Here is a 15,084-nt window from a genome sequence, read left to right as displayed (position 1 = left end):
GACCGAACCAGCGTTCGACGAGGTTCATCCAGGATGAGCTGGTGGGGGTGAAGTGGACAACAAACCGCGGGTGCGCGGTCAGCCATCGTTTGACCGCGGGCGTCTTGTGGGTGGAGGCGTTGTCCATGACCAGGTGGACGTCGAGCTCGTCGGGTACTTCGGCGTCGATCTTGCGGAGGAATCCGATGAATTCCGTTGCGCGATGCCGTGAGTGAAGCGAACCGATGACTTTGCCCGACGCGATGTCCAACGCCGCGTACAGGCTGGAGGTGCCGTTGCGCACGTAGTCGTGGCTGGCCCGTTGCGGGGTGCCCGGGAGCATGGGAAAGATCGGCTGGGTGCGATCGAGCGCTTGGATCTGGGTCTTCTCGTCAACGCAGAGCACCAGGGCACGTTCGGGTGGGTTCATGTAGAGCCCGACGACGTCGCGTACCTTCTCGGTGAACAGGGGATCTTTCGACAGCTTCCACGAATCCTGTTTGTGTGGAGCCAATCCGAACGCTCTCCATACACGCGAAACAGTTGACTGCGACATGCCGAGATGCTCAGCCATCGACCGAGTCGACCAGTGTGTCGCATTCTTCGGAGTGGTCTCGAGAGTTGCGGTGATCAGGTCTTTGATCTGCTCGTCGCCGACGGTTCGAGGTCGCCCGGGCCGGGGTTCGTCGCGCAACCCCTCGCAGCGGTGCTCGACGAACCGGCCTCGCCATCGCCGCACGGTACCTCGGTTGAGGCCGAGTCGTTGTGCCACTTCGGTATTCGACTCGCCATCAGCGGCAGCGAGAACGATTCGTGATCGCATCGCCAAACCCGAGGCCGTCGTTCGCCGACGCGCCCACCCTTCGAGCTCACGGCGCTCGTCATCGGTCAGAACAATATCCACTGCTCGCGGACCCCGGGTTGCCATTCCCCAGTCTATCAACCGAATGACAATTAATGACTCAGGACACTAGGCCCGCTCGACCGGCATCCAGATCTCCGCGTCGGCGTGCGACTCGGTCAGTTCCAAGTAGCGGACGAATGTCGGCCCGGGCCGCAGACGCCACGGATTGGACGGGAACCACTCGGTGGCCGTCGCCGCCCAGGTCTCCTGCAGCGCCTGCGGAAACGGACCGGACGACCGGAATGTGGCCCAGGGGCCGGCGGGTACCGCAAGACTGGACAGATCCTCCGGCACCGTCGAATCGTGCTGCAGCGCCACACCGTGCACATATGTGATCGGTGTGCCCTCCGGCGCGTCCGGCTCGCTTCCGTCGGTGATGGCCAGGATGCCTGCGGGGTCGGTGTCGTTGAGGGATTTGAGTCGTGCGTGCTCCTCGGGCGCTATCGAGGCGATGTGCCGCTGGATGTGCGGGTTGACCCCTGCGTAGATGAGCGGCACCCGTGCCGCATGTCCGGCCAGCACGAATGCGGGTCGTTCGGTGATCGTGACGTCCATGGGACGACTCCCTTCGACGGTCAGGCGGAACCTGAGTACGGCTTGTGTTGCGAAAGGACCGCCATGCGTCCGCACATCCGACGGTGAGGCGCCGTGAACCGACCGGAAGGCTCGACCGAATGCCTCGACCGACGAGTAGCCGTAACGCACCGCGAGGTCGAGCAGGCCTATGTCGCTGCTCACGAGATCCGTCGCGGCAAGGGTCATGCGACGACGCCGCACGTACTCCGAGAACGGAATTCCGGCCAGCGAGGCGAACATCCGTCGCAGATGGTACTCCGTCGTCCCGTGGGTCCGGGCGAAGCCGGGCAGGTCTACGGGCTCGCTGGTGTTCTGGTCGACGAGGTCGACGAGCGCGTTGAGTGTGCCGATCATGGCTCTCCTTTCGTCCACGATCATGGCCGTCACACGACGCCCCGCGCCCGATCGTTCCGGGCAGGGATTGTCAGTACTTCTCCCCACTCGGAATCGCCGACTCTGCTTGGTTACTTCGACCGACAGTCGTCGACATACATTACAGACCCGTCGGATCATTCATGTTGCGATCCCGCCGGCGACCAGCGGACGCGACGTTTGCGAATTCGCGCAGCTGAACTCCTGACGGGTGCACAAGCCCTTGGCTCTGACCGTCATGACCACAAATGGTCCGTCTGCACGGGCCGTCGGGCTCGCTTTACGCCCTGTTACGTCGGCGGTGACGAGCCAGAAATGGTTCGGCGTCAGGCTGCTGTGAGCGGATCACGAGCGCCCGACGGACCCACCCCGATCGCCGCCCGTGTCGCCGAAAACCCCTGTGTGCGTGGAAGGAACACCCACGTGGCGACCGGGAGAAGCCGCACCACCCGGCCACGACACCGAGCCGGCGTCCCGGCACCGACCGCTCATACCCGACCCGTCGACATGGATACCCGAAAGAAGAGATCAATGGCTGATCATTCCGCCGAGACAGTTGCCGAGGCCCTCGACTTCCTGGCCGACTTCACGACGATGTCCACCTTCGGCGCCACTGCAGCGGGCGGCGTCGAACGACAGGCCGCAACCGCAGAGGACGGGCAGACGCGACGTTTCCTTGTCGACTGGTTCGATCGTCACGGCTTCACGACCAAGGTCGACGCCGTCGGAAACATGTACGGACTCAAAGAGTTCGTTCCGGGAGCCCCGTACGTCCTCGTCGGATCACACCTCGACAGCCAGCCTTCGGCCGGCAGGTTCGACGGCGCCTACGGCGTCCTTGCCGGCGCCCACGCCGCTCAGCGGGTTGCCGACCGCGTCGACGACGGATCGTTGGCCCCGCGTTACAACGTCGCCGCGGTGAACTGGTTCAACGAAGAGGGCGCCCGGTTCACCCCCAGCCTCATGGGAAGCGGCGTCTATATCGGGAAGTTCGATGCAGACGCCACCCTCGAGCTCACCGACCATGCCGGGATCACCGTCCGAGATGCCCTGTCGGCGATCGGATTCCACGGCGATGACGAGCCGCCGACGGCGGTCTCCTACGCGGAGATCCATATCGAGCAGGGACCGGTGCTCGAACGGGAGAACACCACGATCGGCATCGTCACCGCCAACTGGACCGCACGCAAGTACACGATCAGCGTCCACGGCGAGCAGGCCCACACCGGCGCCACCCACATGGCGCACCGCCACGACGCACTGGTGGGCGCCGCTCGGGTGGTCCTGGCGGTTCGTGAACTGACTTCGATGTTCCCCGCTGAACTCGTGCTGGGTTCCGTCGCCCAGTTCGACGTCGAACCCAAGGTCGCCGGCGTCGTGCCGGCCAAGGTCACCATGGCCGTCGACGTCAGGTCCTCGGATCCCGACACGCTCGAGAAGGCTCACGACGAATTGTGCGCGGCGATCGCCCGCATCGATTCCGACGGAGAGGTCCACGTCTCGATCGACTCCTCGGCGCCGCGTCTGTCGACGAGTTACCAGACGGAAGGGATCGAGCTCGCCGAGCAGGTCGCCCGCGATCTCGGCCTCTCGCACCGACGGATGCTGACCATGGCCGGACACGACTCGGTCAATCTCAAGGACATCGTGCCGACGGTCATGCTGTTCGTTCCCAGCGTCGACGGGATCTCGCACAACGAACGGGAATTCACCCGTGATGACGACCTCGTCGCGGGCGTCGAGATGCTGGCCGAAACCCTCGCCCGCATGGTTCGCGGCGACATCGGGGCCGTGACCACCGACTGACGGCCGCCGACCGAGGACGTGCTCGAGTCCCTCGGCTCGACTGACCCACCCGGAGTCGATGCCTTCGAGCACCGCCGGCCGGCAGATCGCCGATCTGTTGTGTCGAGCAGGCGACCTCGTGCCGAACCGAGCCCTAAGCAATCCACCTGAGACAAACGTGCCCAATTGTCTCGAAAGCATCCATGTGTCGCGTGACGATCTGGTCAAATGGTTGACCAGGTGACACAAGTCAGCTGAGAGGTCGGGATGGCGCACTACTACCCAGAACTGGCGGCGCGGGTCGCACGACAGGCCGAGGAATTGCCCGAGTTGTACGGCGACTTCGACTTCGAGGCGACGCCGGAACGCTTCACCACCGACCCCGATGACAGGTCGGCGCTACCGAGTCGCCTGGGTGACCGCGCGAAGTATCTGGACAACCCACGCCTCATGGAGCTGGTCCACACGGCCACGTTCCTGGCCGACGTGCCGGCCGATCGCGTCGCAGCGCTGTCATCGCGATATCCGGTCTCCGAACTCATCGACCTGGTTCGTCGTGTCTGTCGCGAGGGTGCGGACAACGTCCCCGAGGCGCCGTCGGAGATCGGCGAACTCATCGAGCTGATGCAGCAGAAGCCGGACTGGATCGACTACGACATGATCGAGGACGGTGCGGCGTACTCCCGGACGTATGCCGCGCTGGTCTCCCCCTTCATGACCCGGGGAGCATTCCTCGCCACATTCACCAACAGCTATGCTGCGCTTCCGATGACCCTGACCGGGGCGCTGTCGGGGACTCGAGCGGCGCGGCGCGTCAACGAGACCACCGCCTACTTCGCGGTGACGGCCCTGCCCGGCGGCCTGGACCGGTTCAGTCCCGGGTTCGAGGCCACCGTCATGGTGCGGCTCATGCACTCGATGGTGCGGTACAACGCCCTGCAGCGCAGCCGCGGCAACAGCCGTCGCCGCACATGGGACACCGCCGTCTACGGGTTGCCGGTCCCCCAGATCGACCAGTTCCCCGCCGGGATGATCGGCCCGTACCAGAAATCCGAGAAGGCGGTCCGCGCCGGCCGCGAACTCCCCTACGACGAACGCGCGATGGTCGAGTTCCACCGCTACCGCGCCCACATGCTCGGGCTCCCGGAAGAACTCCTGCCCGGAACCGCCCAGGACATCGTCGACCTGTTCAACGCACGCGCAGCGACGCTCAAGTACGGCTTCGACGACAGTTGCCGGAAGCTGGTCACATCGACGATGGACGCCTACCTGCGCCCCTCCGACAGCGCGTACGACAAGGCTGCCGACGCCGTCGAGAAGAGCTACAGCAAACTGGCCTTCGCCGCCGCGTTCTGCGAAGGCGATCTGAGACGGGCAGCCGACATGGGTGTCCACCTCTCACCACTCGACGTGGCCCGCGCGGCGGCGACCGCGCCGTTCCTGACCAGCCGGTTCGCCGCCGTCCGCATCGCCGGCAAACTCCCGGTGCTAGACGGATTCGCCGACCGGTATGTCACCGACCTCGTCCGCCGACGCCTCGACGACTACGGAATACCGGAATACACAACGGATTCGCGCGAGTACGCCCACTGACGACACGCGCCGTCGACCGGCGGGATTCAGAACCCCGCCGGCCGACGGCATCGGGAATGCGCCGGCGGCGTACTACTCGGGGTCCGTGGCGGGACCCTCGTCGGTGGCACCGCCCTCGCCGGTCCAGTCGCCGGACTCCTCGCCGTAGGCCGGATCCGACTGCACGTCGGGTTCGGCGCCCTTGGGCGAGGTGTCGACTTCTTTGGTCTCCGGGTCCGTCTGCTGCTTCTCTGTCATGCTGCGGATATACCCACGAATCCCACTTGTGAATCGTGGCCGCCCCATGTGTGACCTGCTCCGCATACGCCTGTGTGTACGAGGCGCGCGGACATCGCCCCGATCCCGACACAGCCGACGCCTGGCAACGCGACCTGATCCGGCTTCACCATCAGAGGCGCCACGAACGTTAGTCTCGCGAGACAGCCCGGTGGACGGGTTGGACCGGTGTCTTGATGCCCTTCCTGCTGAGGCGGCACAGTGCGGTCACAACCGGCGTCGTCGTCGGCACCGTCTGGGCCCTGTGGGACCTGATCCCGTACATGCAGGGCGGCTATCCCGCCACGGAACTGCTGTGGCAGCTGGCGTTCACCGTCGTGTTCCGAGTTGCACTGGTGCAGTTGACCATTCACAGAGCATCTGCGACGGTCCTCGCGGTGCTGGGTCACGCCTCGTACAACGTCGCGTGGGCTGCGCTCGACGCGAACGACGAGTACGACCCGGCCGCGGCGACGCTCGCGATGGGAGCCCTGGCCGGAGTCCTCTACCTATGGTCCCGCCGTCGACGAAGCGGACACCGGTGACCGGTCAGCGCGGATCGATCCGGAACACTCCGCACTTGCCGGCGACCGCGGCGAAGGCCTCGGGCGTCACGTCGTCGACGACCCCTGCCTCCTTCATCAACTTCGGTCCGTCACTGCCCGCCAGGGACGGCCATGCCCTGAGGACCGGAACCGCTTCCTCGGCAGGCAGTTCGGTGAGACGGACATCGGTCACCTCTCCCCCGAGCGACATCTGTGCGAGTCCATCCGCCGCCCGGACGTTGCGCGCCCAGTCCGCGCCGGGGAACCCCTCGAGGAGGTAACGACGACCCTCATGCTCGACGACCGTCAGCGGGGTCCGACACGGCTTCCCGCTCTTGCGACCGGGCACGATGAGGACCGGCAGTTCCTTCATGACCCCGAACCGTTGCAGGAACATGAGGGTCTTGTTCATCGGCTTGAGCCAGCGCGGCGGGGCGATACGGCGCGACGAGGCCATGGCGGATCCTTCCGACGTCAACTCCGTACACCGTACAGGAATATTGCGCCACGTACCCGGCCTAGTCGTAGAGGATTGCCCGCCCCTCACGACACAGGGCTTCCAGCCCCGCACGGAACTGCTCGAGGTACTCCGGCGGATGAGGATTCCAGTCGGTCATCTCCCCCACCACCTCGACCGGCCCCGCGGTCCGGAAAGAGTGCGTCGGGTTTCCGGGGAGCTTCTTGTCGGTGACGTTCGGATCGTCTTCCACGGCACCCAATGGTTCGACGATGTACACCCGTGGCGGCCCGTCGCCGACGGCCATCTCGGCCGCCAGGACCGCGGCGTCGAGCACCTTGGTCATGTAGACGTGGTTGGAGACGTGATCGGCCAGGTAGTTGGAACGGAAGCCGGGCGTCAGGAGATCTCCGGCGCGGAGGCCGGCGCGGGTCCCGTGGAACCAGGCGCCCGACTCGTGGGGCTCGAACCTCTTCGCAATGTCGACCGCGTCGGCCATCGAATACCTCCCGGGAGCGTGCGTGCCGGGCCAGTGTGCACGCCCGACACCCGCTTGCGGCAAGCCCCACCCCGGGCGCGAATATAAAGGTGGGAAGAGACGTCCTCTCCGTCTCGGTTCTCCGATTCCCTCCCGACCAGCAGCGTCGTTTCGGCGCGCCAAGACCTCGCGTCCCGGCGTCGCCCCCCCTTGCGGCCCGGCTCGAAAGCCGTGCCTTCGACGCCACGACTGGACACCCACCACTTCTCACGGGGCATCGTCCGCAACCGGTCGCGTAGCGGTTCCGCCGGAGCCATGCCCACGGGGGATGACGACCAGGCCCTCGCAATGGCATGCGGCACAGACCAGCCGAGGCCGGCGATGCATCCGTCCCGTACGGGCGGTTTGCGTGGTTGAATGCTCCGTGTGCACAGCAGATTCCTGATCGCAACCGCTGCATCGCTTTTCGTTCTGGCCGGGGCGGTGGGATGCGGCGACGGGACCGGCGACCCGGCATCGTCGTCCTCGTCGACGACGGGGCAGAGCCAGATGCACTCCCCGACCGCCGCCCCTCCGGTACCACCGAGCAACGACCGGGTGACCGTCGAGCGCGTCAAATACCTCGAGCCCGGCGAATCGGATCCGGCCGAGAACTGGGCCAATCTCTACCTCCCGACCGGCGATCATGCCGACGGCTCGGTCCCCTTGGTGACGATCATCCACGGCGGTGGGTGGGAAAGCCGTTTCGGCGCCGAGCAATTCGACGAGATGGCCCGTGACCTGGCCGATCGCGGACTCGCCGTGTACAACGTCGAGTACCGCCGGTACGGCACCGGCGGCGGATGGCCCACCACGTTCCGCGATGTGGCCCGCGCACTCGACCATGTGCCCGCGCTCGCGGACGCCCATCCCGAACTCAGCATCGACGACGAGCTCGTCATCGGCCACAGCGCCGGCGCGCAACTGGCGGTCTGGGGCGGGACCCGACACAAGCTCGATGACGACGAGGTCGGCTCGAAGCCTGCTTTCGTCCCCTCCCGCGTCGCCTCCATCTCCGGCCCGCTCGACATGCGCTACGCGGTCGACCACGGCAACGGGCGCGTCATCAAGCAGATCCTCGGCGGGACGCCGGACCAGGTGCCCGACCACTACGAGTCGGTGGATCCGATCCAGAACCTCGATCCCGCGCTCCCGGTCATCCTGTTCCACGGGCTGGCCGACGACGATGTCGACCCCGAGAACGCACGCCGGTACGCGACCGCTCTGCGCGCGGCCGGCGGCAACCCCGAGCTGAACCTCTTCGACGGGGAGACGCACACGTCGCTGGTCCACCGGAAGTCGCCCGCGTACTGGAAGATCGTCGACCGCCTCGAGGACGTGGCCCGCGCCCGGCTCGAGGAACTTCGCGACCAGTAGGAACCCCCACCCACGAACTGCCCCGAGAGGCCGTCGGGGCATTCAGGCGACCGACAGCGCGTCGATAACAGAGCACGTGCTCTGTTATGTTCTCTTCCATGCCCCGCCCCCGGATACACGACGTCGACCGACTGCTCGACGCCGCCGAGTCGCTGGCCGTCGAGTCCGGCGCGGCCGCGGTGACCGTGCGGGCGCTGTCGGAACGCACCGGGGTCTCCAACGGCGCGATCTACCACACCTTCGGTTCCCGGGCGGGCCTGCTCGGCCGGACGTGGCTGCGGGCCGCCCGGCGATTCCTGGAAACCCAACGCGACCGCGTGAACTCCGTCCTCGCCGGCGGCAACGACCGGGAACACGCAGTGGAGGCCGTGGTGGTCGCGGCCGACACCCCGGCGCAGTTCCTGCTCGACCACCCGACCTCCGGACGCTTCCTCCTCACCGTCGACCGAGACGACCTGCTCGGCTCGGCAGACCTCCCCGACGAACTCGCACGAGACCTCCGGGCCCTCGATCAGGCCCTCGTCGACCTCTTCGTCGACCTGGCGCGCGCACGGTGGGACCGCGCCGACCGTCACACGGTCGAGGTCGTGCGTGACTGCGTCGTGGAACTGCCGACCGCGCTCCTCCTCCGCGGGCGACGCCGGCCGGAACCACATGTCCGCGAACGCCTCGCCGCCGCCGTTCGCGCGGTGCTCGAACTCGAACCACCACAACGCACGTGACCGCTCTCCTGACGACCTCACTCCGACACGACAGCACTCCGACACGACAGCACTCCGACACGACAAGGAACGGACCACCATGGCACCCACACTCGAACTGCACGACGACATCGCCGTCCTCACCCTCGGCGACGACGAGAACCGCTTCTCCCCCGACCATCTGACGGCGCTCGACGAGTTGCTGACCGAGGTGGAGAACTCGGCGCGCGGCCTCGTCACGGCCGGCACGGGCAAGTTCTACTCGAACGGGCTCGACCTCGAATGGCTCCTGGCCAACCCCGACCGCGCCGACTGGTACGTCGATCAGGTCCAGGCGCTCTTCGTCCGGTTGCTCACCCTCGGCTTGCCGACGGTCGCCGCCGTCAACGGACACGCGTTCGGAGCAGGGGCGATGCTCGCCATCGCCCATGACTTCCGGGTGATGCGCGACGACCGCGGCTTCTACTGCTTCCCCGAAGTCGACATCAACATCCCCTTCACCGCAGGTATGGCGGCACTGATCCAGGCGAAGGTCTCGCCGCAGACCGCCGTGGAGGCGATGACCACCGGACGCCGCTACGGCGGAGCCGACGCCCTGGCCGCGGGATTGGTCGACGCGACCGCCTCCGAGGACGCGGTGGTGTCCAGTGCGGTAGAACGCCTCCGGCCGCTCGCCGGCAAGGACAAGAACACCCTCACCGTCATCAAGACGACGATGCACCGGCCGGTGATCGACGCGCTCCGGCAGGGTCGCAGCCACTGAGATGTCCGCTCCGGCCGGGCCGCCGAGTAGGGTTGCCCACCACACGCTTCTGACCGGGAGGTGGAGATGACCGTCGAGCCCACGCGTCGCGGTCGGGGGCGCCCTCCGGGTCCTCCCGTCGACATCGATGCCCGGCGCGAACATCTCCTCGACTCCGCCGAGGCCGCCATCCGGCGGTCGGGTGCCGACGTGGGACTGGCCGAGGTCGCCAAGGAGGCCGGCCTCACCAGGTCGGCGGTCTACGCCGCGTTCGCCGACCGGGATGCCGTGATCGACGCACTGGCCGCCCGGCACGCGCGTCTCATCGTCGAACGCCTCGGTTCCGTCATCCAGGGGATCGCCGACCCGGCCGCGCAGACCCGGGCGGCCATCGACATCCTGGCCGCCTGGTTCGACGACGAGCCCGAGCTCGCCCGGTTGCTCGCCGGCCGGCTCGACCAGTCCGGCGGCGGGTCCGGCATCGTCACCGCCGTCGCGGAGATCCTGAGTGTCGGGTTTCGCGCCCGCGGCGCCGATGACTCACCCGCCGAGTCCTGGGCCCACGCACTGGTCGGGGCCGTGTCGTCGGCGGTCGGCTGGTGGTCGCGGACGCGGACCATCGATCGCGAAACCCTGGTCGACCACCTCCACCTGCTCATCTGGTCGGGTTTCGAAGGCGCCGGCGGCAACCGCCCGCCGGTCGGTTCCTTGACCGGCCATCCTTAAAAAGACACACTGTTTTTTATGAGTGAGGCAAGAGCGGTGAGCCCCGAGCGAGCCGCCGCGATCACCGGTGCACGCAACTGGCAGGACGTCCGGGCCGCGCATCAGGATGCGGTCGATGCCCTGGCCGATGGGCTCATGCTGGGCGACCACCTTGCCGACGCCGTGGTCGCGGAGATGTACTCCGGCGGCGGGTGGCGATGGGCAGACATCACCTCGGCCATCGACGACCCGAGCCGGCGGGACGACGCACCGCCTGCGTTGCGCCGCTTTCTGGGCACGGTGTGTAGTCCCCCGTCGTGGTATGACCCCGCGATAGCCCGAGCGGGTGGTGAGGCGTGGTGGCGCTTCGGTTCGCTCCAGTCGAGCACGCTGTACCAATCGCTCATCTACGGCTATCAGGCACCCGGGTTCACCCGGCCGCTGGTCGCCACCGGTCGCCTCACCGAGGGCACCTGGGACCGCGTCGTGGCGACCGCCCGATGGGTCACTCTCGCGACGGCGCCGGGGCTGATGGAACCGGGCGGTCCGGGATGGTCGGAGACCGTCCGAATCCGATTGGTACATGCGCTGGTTCGCCACCACCTCCATGCCCACGACCGATGGGACGACGAGGAGTGGGGCGTGCCCATCAACCAGACCTATTCCCAGTTGACCATCACCGCGGGGTTCCTGGCCCTGCCGATGCGCGTGGCGAAGGACTTCGGAATCCGTTACTCGCGAGCCGATCTCGAGGCGATCACCCACCTGTGGCGGTGGGTCGGCTGGGTGATGGGCGTCGACGAGGACCGCCTCCCCCGCGGCTTCGACGACGCGCGGCGAACCGATCGCATCGCACGAGAGTTCCGCATGGAACCGCCGCAGGAGGCCCGACAACTGGTCAAGGCACTGCTCGACGACGGCTATCGCACCGATCTCGGCCTGCCCGGTCCCCTCAACGACGCAGTCCACCTGGTGACCCGGCCGTTCTTGCGGACACTCTTCGAATCGGTGTCCCGCCGGTGGGTCGACGACGAGGTCGCCGCGGCCATGGGACTACGGCACACGCCCCTACAGCATCTGGTCCCGTTGGCGCGTCCGGTCATCCGTTCGCGCGAGCTCGCGCGGTGGATCGGCGTCCTCGGCTCGGACCACTCGATCGCCCACCGGGAGCTCCGGTTCGTCACGTCGAAGCTGGGCCTCGACCTGAGTCGTATCGAGTCGAAACGCTACGACGCCGCCGACAAGGGACGCCTGGAGACCGTTGCATGACCGCCACTTTCACCCTCCGGCAGCAACTGCGCTGCACACCGGAGGCGGCCTGGCACCTGCTCACCGACCCGGACCAGATGTGCCGGTGGTCCTCCGCCCCGATCAGCCTGATCTCCCCAGGGCCACATGACCGTCCGGACACCGCCGGGGCGTTGCGCAAGGTGACGCTGCCCGGCGGACGCGTGCGCCTTCGGGAGGTCGTCGAGCACACCGAGTTCCCGCGAGTCTTCCGCTACCGCGTCTACTCCGGCGGGCCACTGCTTCTCGATCACCGCGGTGAGCAGCGCATCGTCGCGGTTCCCGGTGGTGTCGAGATCCGTTGGCGCGTCGACATGTCGCTCTTTCCACCACCGCTGTCACACGTGATGGCGCGTCGGATCCGACAGGAGGTGCGCCGCTCCCTCGAGGTCATGGCAACACTCGTCGACGATCCGACGACCCCCGCGTCGTTCCCCGCGTCGCCTCCCCCGTCCTCCGCCGCGGATCTCGACGACCTCGTGTCGACCGCGCTCGAAATCCGCGGACTGCAACAGAAGATCGCGGACGAGTGGGCCGGCGCGGACGATCCCAAGCAATGGTTCGCCCGCGTCTACCAGTACGTGACCGAGACGATGATCGACGCGGCCACCGGCCCTCTGGACCTCGGTCTGGACCATCCGGACTGGGTTCTCGCCCTCATCCCGGTGTTCCACGAGTACTACGCGCGCAACCTCGACGCGTACCGGGACGGCGGCGACGTGGAAGAGCCGTGGCAGGTCGCCTGGTCCACCTGCGAGATCGTCGACCCGGACAAGCCCCATCTCCCGGTGATGAAGGGGCTGCTGGCCGGGGTGTCGGCGCACATCGACGCCGACCTGCCTCGCGCCCTCGCCCAGCTGCACCGACAGCGGTATCCCGAGCGCGACCTGCGGGAGTTCCGTCCCGACTACCTGCGACTCGCTCCGGTGTTCACCCTCGCGTCCGACCGCCTGCTCGCCGATCTGCCGAGGAGCCACAAACCGTGGTGGACGGGCCTGGCCGGCCGCCTGAACCCCCAGATGCGGGACGCGCTCCTCGCCCGGAACGGATACGACGTGGCGCGACACCGCGTCCGGGCGTTCGACCGCGCGGTGGGACTGTTGTCGACGACGTGACCGGAGCGCAGGCCGCGGGTCAGTCAAGGCGTTCGTAGATCGTCGCGTTGGCCAGGCCGCCGGCCTCGCACATGGTCTGCAACAGGAACCGGCCGCCGCGCTGCTCGAGTGCGTTGAGGCCCGTCGTCGCCAGTCGGGCCCCGCTCGCGCCGAGGGGGTGACCGAGGGCGATCGCCCCGCCGTGGACGTTGACCTTGTCGAGGTCGACGTCGAGTTCTCGCGCCCAGGCGAGCACGACGGGCGCGAACGCCTCGTTGACCTCGAACAGGTCGATGTCGTCGAGCGACAGTCCGCTCCGTGCCAGCGCCTTGCGGGTCGCCGGGATGATCGCGGTCAGCATCAGCAGCGGATCGTCGCCGGCGACGGCGATCGTGCGGATCCGCGCTCGGGGTCGCAGTCCCATCTCCGCAGCCTTCTCCTCGCTCATGACGAGGACCGCAGCCGAGCCGTCGCTGATCTGGCTCGCACTGGCCGCGGTGATGGTCCATTCGATCTCGGGAAACCGGCGAGCCATCGCCTCGTCGTAGTAGGCGGGTCGCAGGCGCGCAAGGTCCTCGAGGGTGCTGCCGACGCGGATGCCCTCGTCGGCGGCGAGTCCGGCGATCGGTGCCAGTTCGTCGTCGAACAGTCCGTTCTTCGTCGCGACCGCCGCGAGTTCATGCGAACGCAAGGAGAAATCGTCGATGGCGGTGCGAGAGATGTGCCAGCGCGCCGCGATGAGTTCTGCCGAGATCCCCTGCCCGACCAGCCCATCGGGATACCGCTCGTCGAATGCCCGGCCGTTGAGGTCGTCGGTTCCGGCCGCCGCCGATCCCATCAGGATGCGCGACATGGACTCGACGCCCGCGGCGACCGCCACGTCGTAGGTGCCCGCGATCACCCCCTGCGCGGCGAAGGCGATCGCCTGCTGACCGCTACCGCACTGCCGGTCGACCGACACCCCGGGCACCGACTCCGGGTACCCGGCGGCCAGCAGCGCGCGGCGGGCGATGTTGAAGCTCTGCTCACCGACTTGTCCGACGACGCCGGCGATGACGTCGTCGACAACCCCGGGATCGATCCCGGTCCGCTCGACGATCGCGCGCAGACTGTGCGCGAGCAGGTCCACCGCGTGGACGTCGTGCAGCGCACCCGAGGCCTTCCCCTTGCCTATCGGGGTCCGGACCGCATCCACGATGACTGCAGTTCGCATGGTTGTTCTCCCACTTCGTCCGGGGACCGATCGCCGGTCCGACCGCCGACTGACTTTTGTCAGCCATAGTCAGATGACTACGCCCTGACTTTTGTTCTGTCAAGTCAGGTTAGGATGTACCCATGATGAAGCTGGTGGGACCGCTCGCCGACCGTGACCGCTGGCAGGCGACACACTGCTCGATCGCGAAGGCGATCGACCTCATCGGCACGCGGTCGGCGATCCTCATCCTGCGTGAGGCCTTCTACGGCGCAACCCGTTTCGACCAGTTCGCCCGGCGGGTGGGCATCACCGACGCTGTTGCCTCGGCCCGACTCAGGGAACTCACCGAGGCCGGCATCTTCACGAAGGTCCCGTACCAGGAGCCCGGACAGCGCGTCCGATACGAGTACCGCCTGACCGAGATGGGCCGAGACCTGTTCCCCGTCGTCATGTCGCTGTGGCAGTGGGGCAACGAGTACCTACAGCCCGACGGCGCCCCACTGGCGGTCACCGATTCGTCTCACCGACCGGTCCGGGTCGGTGTAGTGACCGACACCTCGGAGACCCTCGAGCCGGAGGACGTGGAGGTCCGGGTCGCCCGCGCGGGCCGCGAGCCCCGCGGCGACGATTCGTCGACAACCGGGACCACCTGATAGGCTCGATCTCACGTTCGCGCGGTGGAGTAACCCGCATGTCGAACCAGAGGCCGGGGCTGCTTACTCCGAACCCCCGGTCTTGTCCAAAACCTCCCGACTCGATTCTCCGAGTCGAACCCCTCCCCGGTTGGCAGACGCGGGCGGGCAGCGCCGACCGCGTCTCCGTACGCCTGCCGCCTCCTGCTGCGCCATTTCCGTGGTCTGCGGCCGATCGGGGCAACCTCGGCCTCTCCGCTCGCCGTCTCGACGCACCCTGAATCCTCGTCGGCGAAATTCTTGTCGACGTTTACCGCTCCATTTCCTTGCGGCGATACTCATCGATGACCGATGTAATGCCGCGAAAC

General features: G+C 67.3%; 16 protein-coding genes. 10 read left to right on the top strand and 6 right to left on the bottom strand.

What is annotated here, in order from left to right:
- On the bottom strand, positions 1-907 hold a 907-nt coding region (locus tag GP2_RS11165; RefSeq protein WP_006900618.1), incomplete at its 3' end, for an IS630 family transposase.
- 42 nt (positions 908-949) lie between these two features.
- On the bottom strand, positions 950-1,813 hold the full coding sequence (locus tag GP2_RS11160) for an AraC family transcriptional regulator (protein WP_006900617.1): 864 nt from the start codon (positions 1,811-1,813) through the stop codon (positions 950-952).
- A 549-nt stretch (positions 1,814-2,362) separates the two neighbouring features.
- Between GP2_RS11160 and GP2_RS11155 the strand changes: the two genes are divergently transcribed.
- A complete protein-coding gene (locus tag GP2_RS11155) occupies positions 2,363-3,637 on the top strand; it encodes a M20 family metallo-hydrolase (protein ID WP_006900616.1) in 1,275 nt (424 codons plus the stop codon).
- A 246-nt stretch (positions 3,638-3,883) separates the two neighbouring features.
- Entirely contained in the window at positions 3,884-5,209 is a 1,326-nt protein-coding gene (locus GP2_RS11150; protein WP_006900615.1) for an oxygenase MpaB family protein, read from the top strand.
- Positions 5,210-5,281: 72 nt separating this feature from the next.
- On the opposite strand, the gene GP2_RS21825 is transcribed toward GP2_RS11150, so the two are convergent.
- The gene (locus tag GP2_RS21825) at positions 5,282-5,446 is read right to left on the bottom strand and encodes a hypothetical protein (RefSeq protein WP_165484390.1); all 165 of its coding nucleotides are present in this window, start codon (positions 5,444-5,446) and stop codon (positions 5,282-5,284) included.
- 215 nt (positions 5,447-5,661) lie between these two features.
- Between GP2_RS21825 and GP2_RS11145 the strand changes: the two genes are divergently transcribed.
- Positions 5,662-6,009 (top strand): hypothetical protein, encoded by a 348-nt coding sequence (locus GP2_RS11145; RefSeq protein WP_006900613.1) that lies wholly within the window; start codon positions 5,662-5,664, stop codon positions 6,007-6,009.
- Between the two features lie 4 nt (positions 6,010-6,013).
- Here GP2_RS11145 and GP2_RS11140 read toward each other — a convergent pair whose 3' ends face one another.
- Positions 6,014-6,466: a nitroreductase/quinone reductase family protein gene (locus GP2_RS11140; protein ID WP_006900612.1), complete on the bottom strand. Its 453-nt coding sequence runs from the start codon at positions 6,464-6,466 to the stop codon at positions 6,014-6,016.
- 61 nt (positions 6,467-6,527) lie between these two features.
- Positions 6,528-6,965 carry an NAD(+)--rifampin ADP-ribosyltransferase gene (gene arr / locus GP2_RS11135; protein WP_006900611.1) on the bottom strand — a complete coding sequence of 146 codons (438 nt, stop codon included), beginning with the start codon at positions 6,963-6,965 and terminating at the stop codon, positions 6,528-6,530.
- Positions 6,966-7,361: 396 nt separating this feature from the next.
- Between arr and GP2_RS11130 the strand changes: the two genes are divergently transcribed.
- The 6 genes from GP2_RS11130 to GP2_RS11105 all read left to right on the top strand — a co-directional run bounded on the left by GP2_RS11130 (position 7,362) and on the right by GP2_RS11105 (position 12,910).
- On the top strand, positions 7,362-8,360 hold the full coding sequence (locus GP2_RS11130) for an alpha/beta hydrolase (protein ID WP_006900610.1): 999 nt from the start codon (positions 7,362-7,364) through the stop codon (positions 8,358-8,360).
- 98 nt (positions 8,361-8,458) lie between these two features.
- The gene (locus GP2_RS11125; RefSeq protein WP_040526812.1) at positions 8,459-9,082 is read left to right on the top strand and encodes a TetR/AcrR family transcriptional regulator; all 624 of its coding nucleotides are present in this window, start codon (positions 8,459-8,461) and stop codon (positions 9,080-9,082) included.
- Positions 9,083-9,161: 79 nt separating this feature from the next.
- A complete protein-coding gene (locus GP2_RS11120) occupies positions 9,162-9,824 on the top strand; it encodes an enoyl-CoA hydratase/isomerase family protein (RefSeq protein WP_006900608.1) in 663 nt (220 codons plus the stop codon).
- Positions 9,825-9,890: 66 nt separating this feature from the next.
- Positions 9,891-10,529, top strand: coding sequence for a TetR/AcrR family transcriptional regulator (locus tag GP2_RS11115; protein WP_006900607.1), 639 nt, complete (start codon positions 9,891-9,893; stop codon positions 10,527-10,529).
- An 18-nt stretch (positions 10,530-10,547) separates the two neighbouring features.
- Positions 10,548-11,777 carry an oxygenase MpaB family protein gene (locus GP2_RS11110; RefSeq protein WP_040526810.1) on the top strand — a complete coding sequence of 410 codons (1,230 nt, stop codon included), beginning with the start codon at positions 10,548-10,550 and terminating at the stop codon, positions 11,775-11,777.
- Positions 11,774-12,910, top strand: coding sequence for a DUF5995 family protein (locus GP2_RS11105; protein ID WP_006900605.1), 1,137 nt, complete (start codon positions 11,774-11,776; stop codon positions 12,908-12,910). The genes GP2_RS11110 and GP2_RS11105 overlap by 4 nt, the downstream gene beginning before the upstream one ends.
- A gap of 19 nt (positions 12,911-12,929) precedes the next feature.
- On the opposite strand, the gene GP2_RS11100 is transcribed toward GP2_RS11105, so the two are convergent.
- A complete protein-coding gene (locus GP2_RS11100; RefSeq protein WP_006900604.1) occupies positions 12,930-14,102 on the bottom strand; it encodes a thiolase family protein in 1,173 nt (390 codons plus the stop codon).
- Between the two features lie 122 nt (positions 14,103-14,224).
- Here GP2_RS11100 and GP2_RS11095 point away from each other — a divergent pair, with 122 nt between their 5' ends.
- On the top strand, positions 14,225-14,737 hold the full coding sequence (locus GP2_RS11095) for a winged helix-turn-helix transcriptional regulator (RefSeq protein ID WP_006900603.1): 513 nt from the start codon (positions 14,225-14,227) through the stop codon (positions 14,735-14,737).
- The last annotated feature ends 347 nt before the right edge of the window (positions 14,738-15,084 follow it).

The sequence above is a fragment of the Gordonia paraffinivorans NBRC 108238 genome (genome assembly GCF_000344155.1).
GTDB lineage: Bacteria > Actinomycetota > Actinomycetes > Mycobacteriales > Mycobacteriaceae > Gordonia > Gordonia paraffinivorans.
Note: the sequence above shows the minus strand (reverse complement) of the source record. Positions and strands in the feature narration are given on the sequence as shown.

Excerpts from the sequence above, each read along its gene's own strand:
- GP2_RS11160 (WP_006900617.1), bottom strand. The coding sequence starts at position 1,813 with ATGATCGGCACACTCAACGCGCTCGTCGACCTCGTCGACCAGAACACC.
- GP2_RS11155 (WP_006900616.1), top strand. The coding sequence starts at position 2,363 with ATGGCTGATCATTCCGCCGAGACAGTTGCCGAGGCCCTCGACTTCCTG.
- GP2_RS11150 (WP_006900615.1), top strand. The coding sequence starts at position 3,884 with ATGGCGCACTACTACCCAGAACTGGCGGCGCGGGTCGCACGACAGGCC.
- GP2_RS21825 (WP_165484390.1), bottom strand. The coding sequence starts at position 5,446 with ATGACAGAGAAGCAGCAGACGGACCCGGAGACCAAAGAAGTCGACACC.
- GP2_RS11145 (WP_006900613.1), top strand. The coding sequence starts at position 5,662 with ATGCCCTTCCTGCTGAGGCGGCACAGTGCGGTCACAACCGGCGTCGTC.
- GP2_RS11140 (WP_006900612.1), bottom strand. The coding sequence starts at position 6,466 with ATGGCCTCGTCGCGCCGTATCGCCCCGCCGCGCTGGCTCAAGCCGATG.
- arr (WP_006900611.1), bottom strand. The coding sequence starts at position 6,965 with ATGGCCGACGCGGTCGACATTGCGAAGAGGTTCGAGCCCCACGAGTCG.
- GP2_RS11130 (WP_006900610.1), top strand. The coding sequence starts at position 7,362 with ATGCTCCGTGTGCACAGCAGATTCCTGATCGCAACCGCTGCATCGCTT.
- GP2_RS11125 (WP_040526812.1), top strand. The coding sequence starts at position 8,459 with ATGCCCCGCCCCCGGATACACGACGTCGACCGACTGCTCGACGCCGCC.
- GP2_RS11120 (WP_006900608.1), top strand. The coding sequence starts at position 9,162 with ATGGCACCCACACTCGAACTGCACGACGACATCGCCGTCCTCACCCTC.
- GP2_RS11115 (WP_006900607.1), top strand. The coding sequence starts at position 9,891 with ATGACCGTCGAGCCCACGCGTCGCGGTCGGGGGCGCCCTCCGGGTCCT.
- GP2_RS11110 (WP_040526810.1), top strand. The coding sequence starts at position 10,548 with ATGAGTGAGGCAAGAGCGGTGAGCCCCGAGCGAGCCGCCGCGATCACC.
- GP2_RS11105 (WP_006900605.1), top strand. The coding sequence starts at position 11,774 with ATGACCGCCACTTTCACCCTCCGGCAGCAACTGCGCTGCACACCGGAG.
- GP2_RS11100 (WP_006900604.1), bottom strand. The coding sequence starts at position 14,102 with ATGCGAACTGCAGTCATCGTGGATGCGGTCCGGACCCCGATAGGCAAG.
- GP2_RS11095 (WP_006900603.1), top strand. The coding sequence starts at position 14,225 with ATGATGAAGCTGGTGGGACCGCTCGCCGACCGTGACCGCTGGCAGGCG.